The sequence below is a fragment of the Prochlorococcus sp. MIT 0604 genome (assembly GCF_000757845.1).
Classification (GTDB): domain Bacteria; phylum Cyanobacteriota; class Cyanobacteriia; order PCC-6307; family Cyanobiaceae; genus Prochlorococcus_A.
This window is the reverse complement of the sequence record NZ_CP007753.1, coordinates 129,202-142,735: the sequence shown is the minus strand read 5'-3', so window position 1 is coordinate 142,735 and position 13,534 is coordinate 129,202. Positions and strand designations below refer to the sequence as shown.

General features: G+C 31.2%; 23 protein-coding genes and 1 tRNA gene. 11 read left to right on the top strand and 13 right to left on the bottom strand.

From position 1 onward, the window contains the following. Window positions 1–30: 30 nt before the first annotated feature. Genes EW14_RS00730 through EW14_RS09995 form a run of 4 tightly spaced genes read left to right on the top strand, consistent with a single transcriptional unit; the run spans window position 31 to window position 1,176 of the window. Complete coding sequence (locus tag EW14_RS00730; protein WP_042849613.1) at window positions 31–648, top strand: recombinase family protein; 618 nt, start codon at window positions 31–33, stop codon at window positions 646–648. Then, complete coding sequence (locus tag EW14_RS00725) at window positions 645–848, top strand: hypothetical protein (protein WP_042849612.1); 204 nt, start codon at window positions 645–647, stop codon at window positions 846–848. Before EW14_RS00730 ends, EW14_RS00725 begins: the two co-directional genes overlap by 4 nt. After that, window positions 845–1,024 carry a hypothetical protein gene (locus EW14_RS00720; protein ID WP_042849610.1) on the top strand — a complete coding sequence of 60 codons (180 nt, stop codon included), beginning with the start codon at window positions 845–847 and terminating at the stop codon, window positions 1,022–1,024. Before EW14_RS00725 ends, EW14_RS00720 begins: the two co-directional genes overlap by 4 nt. Continuing rightward, the gene (locus EW14_RS09995; protein WP_156095650.1) at window positions 1,021–1,176 is read left to right on the top strand and encodes a hypothetical protein; all 156 of its coding nucleotides are present in this window, start codon (window positions 1,021–1,023) and stop codon (window positions 1,174–1,176) included. The genes EW14_RS00720 and EW14_RS09995 overlap by 4 nt, the downstream gene beginning before the upstream one ends. Before the next feature lie 179 nt (window positions 1,177–1,355). Here EW14_RS09995 and EW14_RS00715 read toward each other — a convergent pair. The 3 genes from EW14_RS00715 to EW14_RS00705 form a co-directional block, all read right to left on the bottom strand. Beyond that, a tRNA-Asn gene (locus tag EW14_RS00715) sits at window positions 1,356–1,427 on the bottom strand. 49 nt (window positions 1,428–1,476) lie between these two features. Then, a complete protein-coding gene (locus EW14_RS00710; protein ID WP_042851270.1) occupies window positions 1,477–2,151 on the bottom strand; it encodes an ABC transporter ATP-binding protein in 675 nt (224 codons plus the stop codon). A gap of 8 nt (window positions 2,152–2,159) precedes the next feature. Further along, complete coding sequence (locus EW14_RS00705; protein ID WP_042849609.1) at window positions 2,160–2,432, bottom strand: hypothetical protein; 273 nt, start codon at window positions 2,430–2,432, stop codon at window positions 2,160–2,162. Window positions 2,433–2,582: 150 nt separating this feature from the next. Between EW14_RS00705 and cysK the strand changes: the two genes are divergently transcribed. Beyond that, window positions 2,583–3,551 carry a cysteine synthase A gene (cysK, locus tag EW14_RS00700; protein WP_042851269.1) on the top strand — a complete coding sequence of 323 codons (969 nt, stop codon included), beginning with the start codon at window positions 2,583–2,585 and terminating at the stop codon, window positions 3,549–3,551. A 16-nt stretch (window positions 3,552–3,567) separates the two neighbouring features. Then, complete coding sequence (locus EW14_RS00695) at window positions 3,568–4,245, top strand: DnaJ domain-containing protein (protein ID WP_042849608.1); 678 nt, start codon at window positions 3,568–3,570, stop codon at window positions 4,243–4,245. Window positions 4,246–4,256: 11 nt separating this feature from the next. Here EW14_RS00695 and EW14_RS00690 read toward each other — a convergent pair whose 3' ends face one another. Next, the gene (locus tag EW14_RS00690) at window positions 4,257–4,493 is read right to left on the bottom strand and encodes an NAD(P)H-quinone oxidoreductase subunit O (RefSeq protein WP_025890279.1); all 237 of its coding nucleotides are present in this window, start codon (window positions 4,491–4,493) and stop codon (window positions 4,257–4,259) included. A gap of 136 nt (window positions 4,494–4,629) precedes the next feature. Between EW14_RS00690 and EW14_RS00685 the strand changes: the two genes are divergently transcribed. After that, on the top strand, window positions 4,630–5,556 hold the full coding sequence (locus tag EW14_RS00685; RefSeq protein WP_042849607.1) for a TIGR01777 family oxidoreductase: 927 nt from the start codon (window positions 4,630–4,632) through the stop codon (window positions 5,554–5,556). Here the strand turns inward: EW14_RS00685 and EW14_RS10540 are convergent. The 4 genes from EW14_RS10540 to EW14_RS00665 are packed head-to-tail and all read right to left on the bottom strand — an operon-like array spanning window position 5,507 to window position 7,800. Then, a complete protein-coding gene (locus EW14_RS10540; RefSeq protein WP_025890277.1) occupies window positions 5,507–5,776 on the bottom strand; it encodes a hypothetical protein in 270 nt (89 codons plus the stop codon). The genes EW14_RS00685 and EW14_RS10540 overlap by 50 nt on opposite strands. Continuing rightward, complete coding sequence (locus EW14_RS00675) at window positions 5,769–6,971, bottom strand: lipid-A-disaccharide synthase-related protein (RefSeq protein WP_042849606.1); 1,203 nt, start codon at window positions 6,969–6,971, stop codon at window positions 5,769–5,771. The genes EW14_RS10540 and EW14_RS00675 overlap by 8 nt, the downstream gene beginning before the upstream one ends. Window position 6,972: 1 nt before the next feature. Then, entirely contained in the window at window positions 6,973–7,401 is a 429-nt protein-coding gene (locus tag EW14_RS00670) for a tetratricopeptide repeat protein (protein ID WP_042849605.1), read from the bottom strand. Between the two features lie 6 nt (window positions 7,402–7,407). Continuing rightward, window positions 7,408–7,800, bottom strand: coding sequence for an iron-sulfur cluster assembly accessory protein (locus EW14_RS00665; protein ID WP_025941176.1), 393 nt, complete (start codon window positions 7,798–7,800; stop codon window positions 7,408–7,410). 99 nt (window positions 7,801–7,899) lie between these two features. On the opposite strand from EW14_RS00665, the gene zds reads away from it, so the two are divergent. Together zds and EW14_RS00655 are read left to right on the top strand one after the other, a co-directional pair. Then, complete coding sequence (gene zds, locus EW14_RS00660) at window positions 7,900–9,354, top strand: 9,9'-di-cis-zeta-carotene desaturase (protein WP_042849604.1); 1,455 nt, start codon at window positions 7,900–7,902, stop codon at window positions 9,352–9,354. 3 nt (window positions 9,355–9,357) lie between these two features. Continuing rightward, a complete protein-coding gene (locus tag EW14_RS00655; protein ID WP_042849603.1) occupies window positions 9,358–9,828 on the top strand; it encodes an SRPBCC family protein in 471 nt (156 codons plus the stop codon). Here EW14_RS00655 and EW14_RS00650 read toward each other — a convergent pair. The 3 genes from EW14_RS00650 to EW14_RS00640 are packed head-to-tail and all read right to left on the bottom strand — an operon-like array spanning window position 9,821 to window position 11,206. Next, window positions 9,821–10,618, bottom strand: a complete 798-nt coding sequence (locus EW14_RS00650; protein ID WP_042849602.1) for a uroporphyrinogen-III synthase — start codon at window positions 10,616–10,618, stop codon at window positions 9,821–9,823. The two genes, EW14_RS00655 and EW14_RS00650, sit on opposite strands and share 8 nt — an antisense overlap. Further along, window positions 10,605–10,997, bottom strand: coding sequence for a 30S ribosome-binding factor RbfA (rbfA, locus tag EW14_RS00645; RefSeq protein WP_042849601.1), 393 nt, complete (start codon window positions 10,995–10,997; stop codon window positions 10,605–10,607). The genes EW14_RS00650 and rbfA overlap by 14 nt, the downstream gene beginning before the upstream one ends. Continuing rightward, window positions 10,997–11,206: a DUF751 family protein gene (locus EW14_RS00640; protein ID WP_002806502.1), complete on the bottom strand. Its 210-nt coding sequence runs from the start codon at window positions 11,204–11,206 to the stop codon at window positions 10,997–10,999. The genes rbfA and EW14_RS00640 overlap by 1 nt, the downstream gene beginning before the upstream one ends. Before the next feature lie 54 nt (window positions 11,207–11,260). On the opposite strand from EW14_RS00640, the gene EW14_RS00635 reads away from it, so the two are divergent. After that, entirely contained in the window at window positions 11,261–11,986 is a 726-nt protein-coding gene (locus tag EW14_RS00635) for a glutathione S-transferase family protein (RefSeq protein WP_042849600.1), read from the top strand. On the opposite strand, the gene EW14_RS00630 is transcribed toward EW14_RS00635, so the two are convergent. Further along, window positions 11,967–12,680, bottom strand: coding sequence for a DUF6816 family protein (locus tag EW14_RS00630; protein WP_042849598.1), 714 nt, complete (start codon window positions 12,678–12,680; stop codon window positions 11,967–11,969). The two genes, EW14_RS00635 and EW14_RS00630, sit on opposite strands and share 20 nt — an antisense overlap. A 1-nt stretch (window position 12,681) precedes the next feature. Between EW14_RS00630 and EW14_RS00625 the strand changes: the two genes are divergently transcribed. Further along, window positions 12,682–12,939 (top strand): chlororespiratory reduction protein 7, encoded by a 258-nt coding sequence (locus tag EW14_RS00625; protein WP_042849597.1) that lies wholly within the window; start codon window positions 12,682–12,684, stop codon window positions 12,937–12,939. Here EW14_RS00625 and EW14_RS00620 read toward each other — a convergent pair. Next, on the bottom strand, window positions 12,936–13,493 hold the full coding sequence (locus EW14_RS00620) for a shikimate kinase (protein ID WP_042849595.1): 558 nt from the start codon (window positions 13,491–13,493) through the stop codon (window positions 12,936–12,938). The genes EW14_RS00625 and EW14_RS00620 overlap by 4 nt on opposite strands. Window positions 13,494–13,534 lie beyond the last annotated feature (41 nt).

The following is a 13,534-nucleotide window of genomic DNA, read 5'->3' as shown; positions in this document are numbered from 1 at the left end:
TTTCAGTAACAGTAATGGTAACTGAAACAAATGAACAAAGTAATAGGTTATGCAAGAGTTAGTTCTGCGAGTGGAACTCAGACAGTAGATGCTCAAGTTGAGAAACTAAAAGAGAGTGGATGTGATCTTATCTTTTCTGAAACAATAAGCACTAGGAAGGCGGAACAAGAAAGACCAGAACTAATGAAATGCCTAGCATCACTTAGAAAGGGAGATACCTTGAAAATTGCAACTCTCAGCAGAATCGGGAGAACCCAAAGAGAGGTCATAAACAGATTAAATGACTTACAGGCAGAGGGTATTAACTTAGTTACGCTTGATGGTTTAGTTAATACTGAAGCACTTGGTAAGTTCGCACCTATCTTGATTGGGTTATTAACAGGATTAAATGAGGTAGAGAGAGATTTAATAACTGAGAGAGTCAATGCTTCAGTAGAGTTCAGAAGAAAAACAGGAGGAGATCTTGGAGGTAGACCAAAAACAAGTGAGAAAAAAGAAAAATTAGTTCTTAGATTAAGAGATGAAGGAGAAAGTTATAGAGGTATAAGAGAGCAAACTGGTTTAGGATTAGCAACTATAAGAAGAATTATTGCCGATAGAGATGCATTACTTGAACAATCAGAACAAGTTGAGGCATTAAGGAAATGAAGAAAGAACATAATTATGCAGGTGGATTATCTAATTACATTGTTTTGAAAGAAGAGAAGGAAGTGATCTTTTATTTGCATAATCCCTATCCAGATTGCTTGGAAATTCCTGCAATAATGAAGTCAAGGTTCCCAGAGGATTACAAGAGCATAGTTGTGAATTCTTTGGATGAGTTTAAAAAATATGGAGAAAAAGCATGACTAAATGGAATGACAAATCTTGGCAGAAAGAGTTCTTGAATATGAAATCTCATTCGCCTTCAGATGCAAAACTCTTAATGGGTGGTGTTAAAGGATTAAAAGATGCTTGGCGTTTAGGTGTTCTACATGTTGAATACGAAAGATTGAAGAAAGCACAAGAGCAGCAACAGCAATGAAAGAAGAAATAGATTGGAAAAAAGAACTACTAGAAAGTAGAAAGTTCAATAATAAATTTTCAAAGAATATATTAGAAAATGGTGCAAAGAATTATATGCAAGGAATCTATATGGGTTATATGTACCATAGATGGAAAAAGATTAGAAGTTGAGATCTTCCCGACCATGAAAAGTCATTTCCCGACCATTTCCCGACCATTAAAAAGGAGAATATGGTGTAACCTGAAAACGTATGATTTATCCTTTTTCTACAAAAGCCAGATCAGCACTAAAAAAGACATCATATGAAATCACATGATGTCTACCATAGATAAGATTCAACCGAAAGAAACTCCCCGGGCGGGATTCGAACCTGCGACCAATCGATTAACAGTCGATCGCTCTACCGCTGAGCTACCGAGGAATATAAGATGAATTTAGCTCTTTAAAGTACCTTATGACAAGTACAAAGGTTAATTATATTGAAATTTTGATGGTTCATGCCAGCTAGATAAAAAACCATCTTTCAACTCTGCTACTGCATCAGCATAAGTTAATTCTTCATAACGATGAGTAATCCACAAAGCTGATAAGGGTTTTTCTGGGTCACTTGTAAGATTTTTAATAGTTTGTAAAACTTTTAATTGGCTAGTTTGATCAAGTAATGCTGTAGGCTCATCTAAAAGAATAAAATTTCTGTTACTAATAAGAGCGCATGCAATAGTTAAGCGTTGTTTTTGTCCACCGCTCAAAGTATGAACTGGCCTTTTTTCAAAACCATTCATTCCTACCTGATCAAGTACATATGCAATTTTTTTATTAATTTCATTTTGACTTATATTTTGATTAATGTTTATCAGAAGTTCACTCCTGCAATTTGGCATCAATATTTGATGATCAGGGTTTTGAAACACCATGCCAATATTTGCATTCAAATCAATGACACCATTTTGGGGTTTGATTATTCCATTGATTAATTTTAAAAGAGTACTTTTGCCGCTTCCGTTTTTACCTACGACCATCCAAAATCCAGGTTTTTTTATTGAGAAGTTACATTTAAAAATTAAATTTTCTTTTTTCCCAGGATATGAAAAAGAAACATCTTTAAATTTTATATGAGCTATTTCATTTTCAAGGGCATTTCGCATTAATTCTATCAATCTATGTTGAGAGAAAAACCTGGTCTTTTAGCTCCTCCTGCTACTGAAGATTTTTCATATATCTGAACAGAAATGATTTCGTTAGCTCTAACAGCAATTAATTTATCTTGTACTTTGTCACATCTTAGTTCGATCAAGTTTGAGGCTTCTAAAGTTTCATTCATAGAACTTTTTATTTCATCATAAATTTGTTTCACATCGTCAAATTCTTTCTTCTGAATTGAAATTGGAAAAGGTGAATATCTCAGACTTAGTTCCAGCGAATACATAATAATTATGTGACTACTTAATATAATAATAAATGTTTTTACATACGAAGTTATTTAAATTAAATTCTTTTGAGAAAATTATATAAAAGATCTTTAAATACAATTATTATGAATATAGGAGATTGTATTTTGCATTTAAAAAATAATTTCATGGAAATAGCAAATGATATAACTTCTCTAGTTGGAAATACACCGTTAGTTAAATTAAATCGAATCAGAAAGTATTTTGATTGTTATCCAGAAATAATAGCTAAACTAGAAAGTTTCAATCCATCAGCTTCCGTTAAGGATCGGATCGCTTATTCGATGTTATGTAAAGCTGAAAAGGAAGGATTAATAACACCAGATAAAACAACGTTAATTGAAGCAACAAGTGGGAATACTGGCATCGCATTAGCAATGGTTGCTGCAGCAAAAGGCTATAAATTGATATTAACTATGCCTGATACGATGAGTATTGAGAGAAGGGCAATGTTGAGAGCATATGGAGCTGAATTACAGCTAACGCCAGGTAAAGACGGAATGAAAGGAGCTTTGGATTTAGCTAATGAGTTATCTTCAACCATCGAATATAGCTATCAATTTAATCAGTTTGAAAACTTTGCTAATCCAGATATTCATGAAAAAACAACTGCTCAAGAAATATGGTCTCAATCCAATAACAATTTAGATGGACTAGTTACAGGAGTAGGCACGGGAGGAACAATTACTGGTTGCGCACGTTTTTTGAAAAAAGTTAATCCAGATTGCAAAATTTATGCTGTAGAGCCCAAACAAAGTGCTGTGATTTCAGGAGAAAAAGCAGGATCTCATTCGATTCAAGGAATAGGAGCAGGTTTCATACCGAAAGTACTTAATACTAAATTAATTGATGAAATCATAAAAATAGATGACGATGAAGCATTTTATTATGGCCGTTTATTAGCTCGATTGGAAGGTCTTTTATCTGGCATCAGCAGCGGTGCTGCTTTAGCAGCAACCATTAAGATTGGCAAAAGAAAAGAACTAATGAATAAGAGATTAATAGTTATTCTTCCAAGTTTTGGAGAAAGATATTTATCAACAGCAATGTTTGAATCGAATACCTCAATTCAAGCCAGAAAAGATGGTTATCTCTAATGCATAATTTATAAAAATGGAAAAAAATTTATATGAAATATTAGGTCTCAAAAAAAATGCAACCAAAATTGAAATCAAATCTTCATATCGCTCTTTAGTTAAGCAACATCATCCTGATGCAGGAGGCGAAAAAGAACGATTTCTTGCAATACAAAATGCCTGGGAAATTCTAAACGACCCTATCAAAAAAAAACATTATGATAGCAGTTTCTTCTCTTCTAATACATCTTTTGATTCATTAAATGAAAATTGGGAAGAGAAATTTAATTCAAAAAAATATAATTCTTCAATCAAAGATAAAGAAATTGAAACATGGATTAAAGAAATTTACACTCCAATCAATAGATTAATTAGTCAAATAATTAAACCTTTGAAAACCGAAATAAAAGAACTATCTGCGGACCCATATGATGACAAACTAATGGAAAATTTTTGCATTTACATAAGTCTTTCACAAAAGAAAATAGAAAAAGTTGAAAAAATTTATAACAAAAAAATAGTTCCAAAGTCTATTTCAGCTTTAGGCCTCGATCTTTATCATTGTTTTTCACAAGTTAAAGATGCGCTATCAGAATTTGATAGATATACACAAGGATACGTAGATAATTATTTATTTGATGGCAAAGAAATGATAAAAGAAGCAAAAAGAATACAATCAAAGATGTCTATAGAGAAAAAAAATAAAAACTTTTAGATATAAAAATTTTATTGAGTATATTCTTTAAGTTGATCTAATTTCAACCAAACATCTGGAACAGGTCTGCGCCATCGAACTTGGGCATATTCGTCTTTGACTGAAAGAATCTCTCCAGGACCTTCAAAGACGTAATTAGGTAGATCATCATCACTGGCTAGCGCTTCGATACTTTTTATATAATTTTCTCTATCGACAAAAACTAAGCTGCCTTTCTTGAGAGGTTTCTTTGGAATAGAATCTGTCATAATAAATTCAAGAAAGTTATTTGAAATCCATTATACAAAAACTTGTTTGAAAACTATTGAAAAAAATTTATACCGGAATAATAATTACAAACGTCTAAAAAATTTAATAGCCTTAAATGATAAACATCTATAAAATATGCGTCTTTTACTACTTGGCTGCACTGGATTTGTTGGTAAAGAATTAGTACCAACACTACTCAATGAAAATCACGAAATATACATTGTAAGTAGAAAACCCATTAGTAAATTAAAGCTTGATTTAGATTTCAATAAGTTTAAATTTTTTCAAATAGATTTATCAAAAGAAAAAAACTGGAATAACGAAAATCTTATAAATATTTTAAGAGAAACAGATGGAATTATTAACTTGATGGGAGAACCAATAGCAGAAAAAAAATGGACTTCTGAACAAAAACAGGAGATTGAAAATAGTCGTATTAAGACCACGAAATTTATGATGAAGACCCTTAAAAATTTAAAAATAAACCCAAAAGTCATTATAAATGGATCAGCTATAGGTTATTACGGTACAAGTTTGTCTAGTGAATTCACTGAAAATAGTCCTGGAGGAAAAGACTTTTTATCTAATCTTTGCAAAAAATGGGAAGCGGTCGCTGCTGAAAAACCATTTTTCTCAAGGTTAGTTATTTTTAGAATTGGAATTGTTCTAGAGAAAGACGGAGGTGCATTAGGAAAAATGCTCCCTATATTTAAAGTTGGATTAGGTGGGCCAATTGGAGATGGGAAGCAATGGATGAGTTGGATTCATAGAACTGATTTATGTGCATTAATTATTCAAGCATTAGTTGATAAAAAATATTCGGGAGTATTTAATGCTGTTGCACCAAATCCAGTATTAATGAGAGAATTTTCTCAGACTTTAGGCAAATGTCTGAATAGACCTAATTTACTTCCAGTGCCTGGAGCTGTTTTGAAAATATTGTTAGGAGATGGAGCGAAAGTTGTTTTAGAAGGACAAAAAGTAATTAGCAGTAAAATCAAAAATTATAATTTTAAATATCCTCTTCTTGAGAAAGCAATTTACGCCTCCACCAAGAATTAATACCGTTTACTAAAGCACCAATAATAAGAATTGTTATCAATGGAACTACAAGAGGATTCCAAACTATCTGAATAAAATTAATAAAAATAAATATCCCATTAAATTGCATGATGATTGCAAAAATAAAAAATATTGCAAAAAAAATGACTGTAAATAAATTTATTAATAACAAATTATCGATAATTTGTTTTAACTTATTTTGATTATTCTCCTTAGTCATTTTTTATAACAACATTCATATCATCAACCATTTTAAGACAAGCTTTGTTTTCACCCAGTCTTTTTTTAGCATTTTCATTACATGAGATCATAAACTTCTTATTTAGCTGTATAAGGTATATTATTTTTATGATCAATTTAATTGTTTGATTGATTTGATCATTTTTGTCTTTATAATTACTGGCACAAAAAACATATTTTCCAAGCAAACGTCTTTGCGCTTCTGCAAAAGTTTTTGTAAATTGTGGACCTTTACCTTCAATCTGAATAACCGGTTTTCCTAATCCAATCGCTTGCTCTGCTGCTGTTCCTGCCATGCTAATACAGCATCTACTTTTCAATAATATTTTGTCAAAATTATTCCAATATATATTCACTTCTAAAAATTTATATTGAAATTTCAAGAGATTATTATCTTTTATATTTTCTATTTTTAACCATCCTCTTTTTTGAAATATCTCCTTTATTTTTGATGAAGATAGAGCATTAACTATTGCAAAATTAAACTGAATTTTTTGGAAATATCTCAAATCTGACAATTTCTCTAGTACCTCCAAAATCAAAACAAAATTATCTAAAATCTCAGGGAATCTACTTCCTGGAAATAATCCAATACTAAATTCAGATTCCATTTGTTTTTTATCTCTCGAAAAAAACTTATCCATAAATGGATTTCCCAAAAAAGATACTTTTTTCTTTAATTGAAAAGTTAAATCATTCGCTGTCATTAAATCTCTGGTATATATTTTTTTTGACTTCTTGGAGAGCAAGAAAAATTTAGAGGGCCATGGCAATTTTAACTTCCCTTCATAATGACTAGAGTAAGCAACTAGATATGTAAAAAAATCTTTCTTACAAATCCATGCAAAAAAAACTGACACAATATCTCCAACTACAAAAAAGTAATCATATTTTTTTCTTATTTTATAAGTTAAATATAATCTTTTTATAAGATAAAATAATTCCCCTCCAAATATCTCAGTTAGTCTTCCCTTGAAAGTATTATAACCAATTCCTCCAGTACTAAATTCTTTGGTTTTTCCAATAACCTTAATTTTTTCTTTTGCGTAATGGTTTCCTTTACCAACAATTGGCAAAGCATGAACAGTATAACCACTTTTTGCTAATTGCCTAGCTATTAAACTCCCAGATAGATCTTCTCCATGCCCATTACTTAATATTAAAATTTTAAACAATTTAAAATTCCAACCATTTTTTAACTTTAGTTAACTCAGGCCAATCTGGATATCTACTTAATCCGTCTTCAACAGATTCTTTCAACTCACTTTTCACATCAGGCATCATAATAGACATTTTTTTTATTAATTCAATATGATCCCTAACACCTTTATTATTGGTAGCCAAAAGAGCTAAAGACAAATTCATTCTTGCTTGTGGATCTTGCTGATTTAATCGAACAGCTTGTCTTGCAGCCGCCAAGGCTTCTTCATTATTTTTCAACAGTAATTGAAGCCATGATAGACAAGTCCAAGCAGCAAAATGATTTGGTATTTGCTGTATGATTTTTTGAAAATCTTGAACGATTGGAATTAAATCTTGCCCTGCTTTATATCTTGATAAAGCAGCATTAAAATCCTCTTCGATGGGATTAATTTCGTTATTCATTATTTATTAAACTGCAAAAGAACTTCCACAGCCGCAAGTTTGAGAGGCATTGGGATTTACAAAATTAAAGCCACCTCCAATTAATTCCTTACTAAAATCTAGCTGCATTCCATAAATATACAAAAGACTTTTAGGATCACAAACAACTTGAAAGCTTTGATCAGCTTTTAATGAATAATCATAAACTTTATCATCAGGATTTATTTCATCAGTACCTATAAAATCCATCGTATAACTCATCCCACTACAACCGCCAGATCTTACTCCTACCCTTAGTGCTTTTTTATCACTTTGGCCCTTCAATAAATTTGAAATTTGTTCTATAGCATCATTCGTAATTAAGATACCTTTGCCATCATCAGAATTTTTAATTTCCTGTTTAACTTCTACATTTTCCATAAACAAGGGATTTCTACTATTTATAATATAAAAACTTAATCAATAGGATGCATAGAACAAACGTTATCCAAACTTGATTTGTTATAATTCTAAGAAAAAGTGAAAATTGCAATAGTTGGTTCTGGATTAGCTGGTCTTACAGCAGCAGTCAATTTAGTTGATGAAGGTCACGAAGTAGAAATTTACGAGAGCAGGTCATTTTGGGGAGGTAAAGTAGGAAGTTGGGAAGATAAGGATGGCAACCACATAGAAATGGGTTTACATGTATTTTTTTACAATTATGCAAATCTTTTTAAATTAATGAAAAAAGTGGGAGCTCTAGACAATTTACTCCCGAAAGACCATACTCATCTATTTATCAATAATGGTGGTAATTTAAAATCGTTAGATTTCAGATTCCCTTTAGGTGCTCCATTTAACGGACTTAAAGCTTTTTTTACCACCGAACAACTTACTTGGGTAGATAAATTCAGAAATGCCTTGGCTTTAGGGACAAGTCCAATCGTTAGAGGATTGATAGACTATGAAGGAGCAATGAAAATAATTAGAGATCTAGATAGAATTAGTTTTAAAGAATGGTTTTTAAGCCATGGTGGAAGTGAAAAAAGTTTAGAAAGAATGTGGGATCCTATTGCATATGCTTTAGGTTTTATTAATTGCAAAGATATTTCAGCAAGATGCATGCTAACAATATTCATGATGTTTGCTTCAAAAACAGAAGCCTCAAAACTTAATCTTTTAAAAGGTTCCCCACATAAGTGGTTAACGCAACCTATCGTCGACTACATCACAAACAAAGGAGCAAAAATACATCTTAACCATAAGGTAGAAGAAATCATTTATGAAAAGGAATCTTCCTCTTATTCAGTAAATCAATTAAAAATATCTTCTCCTGAAGGAATTAAGGCAGTGTTTGCAGATAAATTTCTAGCTGCCTGTGATGTTCCTGGAATAAAAAAAATAATTCCAAAAGAATGGTATCAATTTAAAGAATTTGAAGGTTTAAAAAAACTTAGAGCTGTAGCAGTTGCCACAATCCAATTAAGATATGACGGTTGGGTTACTGAATTACAAAAAGATAATACTGGAAACGAACCAATTGGACTAGATAACCTTCTTTATTCTGCTGATGCCTCTTTCAGTTGTTTTGCAGATTTAGCACTAGCAAGTCCAGCTGACTATAGAAAAAAAGATATGGGATCGCTTCTCCAATGTGTTTTAACTCCTGGTGATAGATGGATGGGAAGATCCACAGAAAGAATTACAAAAGAAATTGATAAAGAGGTTCGCCGTCTATTCCCATCCTCAAAAAACCTTAAATTGCTTTGGAGTAACGTGGTACAAATTCCACAATCACTCTATAGAGAAGCTCCTGGTATGGAACCTTTCAGACCAGATCAGAAAACATCTATATCTAATTTCTTCATGGCTGGTAGTTATACAAAACAAGATTATATAGATTCTATGGAGGGAGCTACAATGAGTGGTCATTTAGCTGCCGCCGCAATTTTAGAGAAGAAAGTCGAATTAGCAAAAAATCTTGCAGTAAGTTAATCAATGGGTACTTGGTTAAAACATGACGTAATAACAGTTGTTAATGCGCCTCTTGAAAATGTATGGGACACATGGAGCGATTTGGACTCTATGTCACTTTGGATGAGCTGGATTGAATCTGTAAAAACAGTTGACGAAGAAACTAATACGTTACCAGATTTAACAGAATGGACTTTAGCTGCAAATGGCTTTAGGTTTAAATGGAAAGCTCAAATTACTGAAAGGGTTGAAAAAAGCAAACTTAAATGGAAATCAATAGGAGGTTTACCAACTGAGGGATCAGTAGTTTTCGAAAGTAAAACTGATGAAATAACAACGGTAAATTTAGCAATAACTTATGAACTACCAAAAATGATTGCTCGGTTTATGGAAGAAAATATTTTAGGCAAAATGGTTACAAACGAATTACAGGCCAATATTGATAGGTTCAAAGATTTAGTTGAAAAGAACTATACAAAAAATTTTTCTAATTAAAAATATTAATTGCTACATCTAGTAGTCCTTCAAAAGTATATTTTTTTGCCTGACTATCAACTCTTCCAAAAATCTTGTTACATATTTTTGTTGTCTGAGGTCCAATAGTTAGTAACTTAATTTGATCAAAATATTCTAACCATTGTTTACCAAGTTTTTTTTCTAGTAAAAAAGCAGCATTTACTACGGTTTTACCGCTTGAGAAAATAATTGCATCGACTTTTCGATTAGAAATAATATCAATTGTTTCTTCTGGAATTGATTCAGGACATCTAGTTTCATATGCAGCAACCTCAAATACACGAGAACCAGCCTTTCTAAATTGATCTGCAATTAAATCCCTACCACCTGTTTGAACTCTTGGTACAAAAACTCGAAGTCCGTAACCAGATACTGGGAAATTATCAATTAAACTTTCCGCAACAAATTCTGGAGGTATGAAATCAGCCTTAATCCCAAAATCTTCAAGAGTTTTTGAGGTTTTTTCTCCGACTACGGCGATTTTTGTTTTTTTAGAACATTCTTTTAATGAACTATTAAAGTATCTAAGTCTTTTATCCACAAATTTGATCCCATTACTACTGGAAAAAATAATCCAATGAAAATCATTTATTTGATTTAATGCTTCGTCAAGAGGATTCAAATCATCAGGATCAGCAATACTTATTGCAGGTAAATCAAATACATTAGCACCCTTGCTTGTGAATATCTTTTTTATATCCAATATCCCTTCTTTTGATCGAGTAATAATTATATTTCTTTGATCAAGAGGTAGATCAACTTTTGGCATCCTTATCCTCAACATTGTGATTTTGATTTTGATTTTTTAATTCATCGAGAAGTTTCAAGACTGATAATCCTTTATCAAGAACAACGTCGTCTTTAAAAATTATCTCTGGAACTCTTCTCATCTCAATTCTTTTTCCTAAACTATGCCTTATAGAGCTTTTAGCAGTATTCAAGTTTTCAACAATCTCTTTCCTCACTTTCTCTTGAGCAGTTGAATTTATGTAAATTTTACAGTGTTGCAAATCACCTGATAAATCAATCTTAGAAATATTGACGAAATAATCTCTAATAAGATCATTTTCTAAATCATTCTGCAAAATAAGGGTTATTTCTTTCTTCAAAAGAGAAGAAACTTTTGCAAGACGGTAATTATTTGGCATTATGGTTGTAAATTTATTGGGTTTGTCATCGCTTGCAAGACAAAATAAACAGTTATGAAAGCACTTAAGACAGAGGATATCAAACCTACTATTGTGAGTGGATTTGATCTATTCTTGAATAAAGGTTCAAGCAAAGCAACAAGTCCCCCAACAATGATAGATATCAAATACTTTGGATATCTCGCAACATTAGAGAAAAATTCGCCCATCAGCTCCACAAATAGATTACTTTTTTAGCTAAGTTTTAACAAACATTAAACAGCATGATTACATTATATCAATTTAGGCATAGTGCTTTTTGTTTAAAAACAAGAATGGCTCTTCATGCAAAAAAACTACAATATCGAGTTGAAGAAGTAACACCTGGAATTGGCCAATTTGAAATCTTTAAATTATCAGGTCAAAAACAAGTACCTGTAATAGTCGATAGTAATGATCAAGTTATTAATGACTCTTCAACTATTTGCGAATATATAGATAAAAAAAATGAACACAATCCACTTTTTCCGGAGGATCCAATATTATTTGCACAATCCAAACTTATTGAAGACTGGGCAGATACTACAATGGCTACAACTTGTAGAAAAGCTTTAATAAAATCTGCGATAGAAAATCCACGGCTAAGAACTGCATTACTTCCAGATGAAATACCTTCTTCAGTTAAAAGTATTGTTGATAAATTACCTTTTGAAAATCTTAGTAAAATTTCTAATGTAGTTTTGTCTTCTAAAGATAATTTAGAACTCCAAAAATTACTGGAAGCTTTATCAAAATCCTTGATCAACAAGAAATATTTAGTTGGAGATAGTTTATCAATTGCAGATATTTCAATTGCTGCTCAATTATCCCTTCTTAAATTTCCAAAGTCTGCAGGACCAATTCTTTCAGGAGAGGGGAGCCAAGAATACATAAACAACCCTTATTTAGAAAATCTTTTCATTTGGAGGAACAACTTAGAAGAGTATCTTTTTAGTGCTCACTCTCAATAAATTCAAACTTCAATTTATATTTATTTGTTTTTATAGCATGAATAGAAGTATCACCAACTTTTGAACCATAAGAAGCAACATATTGCACGCCACAAATTGATGGTTTTATTGAATTATCAACTTCCAATATTTCTTCGGAACATTTTTGAAATTTACTAATGGTCTCTACCTGATTAATCCTTGAAGCTCCTGGTTTATGTGCTGTTTGTATAACAAGTTCATCTGCGAAAAAAATATCATCATCTTGGATCTGATTTCGCCCTGTAATTCTTGAATCGATATAAAAATCATCTTTTAAATAAATAATTTGATTATTAATAGATTGAGGATCATTTACAACCTTGATTAAGGTTTCACCAAATATTGCTTTTCCAATAGATTCAGAATTTTTTGCACGATTTCCAACAATTAAATCTGAATCATTTTTAAAGAAATTTACTTTATAAATAACTGGCTCTTCTGAATCATTAACTATATCTTGAGAAGTGACAAGCCAATTCCCCTCAAACCATTTAGGATAAATTAAATCCTTAGAAGTATCAGATAATTTAAAATTTGGCAAATATAATTCTGGCCATTTATTTACACGATTTTCCAAAAACTCTCGTACGTTAGAATTTACTAGAGAAAAAGAACTTTCTATAAAAATTACTTGAATAATCAAGCAAAGAATTAATCCAAGAAGAATTTTCATTATGTCAAATCCACTAATAAGAGCTTCAGATCATTATGTATTATTAGAGCCAGATTCAAAAGAAAAAATTGTATCAAAGCAAGAAGCAATTTTATGGTTGAAGAATTGGCTTAGTAAGACAGAAACACAAACAATATATCAAAATATAGAAGATCCTGATCAGGAATTTTTTGAAGAATTTTTGGAAAGCACTTATGAATTAGAAATAAAATTAGGATACGTTATCAAATGGTTTGCAGTAAGAATTGAACCAGATTAACTAATTATTTCTTTATGAATTGCATTAATTATTTTCATAGCAACTTCTTCAATATTTTCTTTTTTTACTTGAATTCTTAAATCTGCTTGAGAATACAAATTTTCTCTAGATTGAAAAATGCTCATATATATATCATTTAGATTCTTTCCCTGAAGAAGTGGCCTATTTTCAATTTCATTTTTCAATCTTTCAATTGCTATATCTTTGTCGAGATCTATCCAAGCAATTATTCCCTGTCTTAAGATTCCCCAATTTTCCGATTTGGTAACTATTCCTCCCCCAGTTGAGATTACTAATGAAGGAATTTTGATAGTTTCTTTAAGGCAGTTTGCTTCTAATTCACGAAAATTATCTTCTCCTTCATCATTAAAAATTTGATTGATAGATTTTTGTGCCAACTTCTCTATTAAAGAATCTAAATCAATGTATTTATACTTCAATAATTCAGCTAGCTTCAAACCTGTTTGTGACTTACCACAACCCATCATTCCTATTAAAAATATGCTTCTGCCCTTAATAGTATGAAGTGTTTTTTCGATAATGGATTGGTCCATAAAGACAAAAGCGTGTTTAAAACCTTAAGATAGTATTATCG